This window comes from Tenacibaculum sp. L6, from assembly GCF_028823685.1.
Classification (GTDB): domain Bacteria; phylum Bacteroidota; class Bacteroidia; order Flavobacteriales; family Flavobacteriaceae; genus Polaribacter.
The window spans coordinates 1-376 of record NZ_JAPEHZ010000202.1 but is presented as its reverse complement, the minus strand read 5'-3'; the positions used below and the strand labels follow the sequence as shown (position 1 = coordinate 376).

Genomic DNA, 376 nt, shown 5'->3' with positions numbered 1-376 from the left:
TACATCTTTCTTAAAGAAAAAAAGTTGCGCGTACTCTCATTGTATTGATATCATTTGTAAAGTTTGGATACCAGCCAGCGTTGACTTTAAATTTGTTAGGGGTAATTATGTAATTAAAATTAACTTCAGCTTGCCAAATAGTGTCAAAATCAAACATTGTAACAATAGGATTTAAAAAAACAAATGCTTGTTTGCTAAATTTCAAGCTCATATTTGTTTGAAACCCGAAACCACTTTCTTTAGGTTCTGTTAAATACACGTAATTAACCCCTGGGAATAGTGATATATTCTTATTTAATACTATACCTACTACTGCTCCAGCTGCTAAAGACCAAGTGTCTGAACCAAGTTCATTGGCGACAGAACCTGTTGGGAT

At 33.2% G+C, this 376-nt stretch carries 1 protein-coding gene; it reads right to left on the bottom strand.

The features are described 5' to 3' along the window. Positions 1 to 10: 10 nt before the first annotated feature. The coding region (locus OU788_RS12720) for a hypothetical protein (RefSeq protein ID WP_274635496.1) at positions 11 to 376 on the bottom strand (366 nt) is incomplete at its 5' end.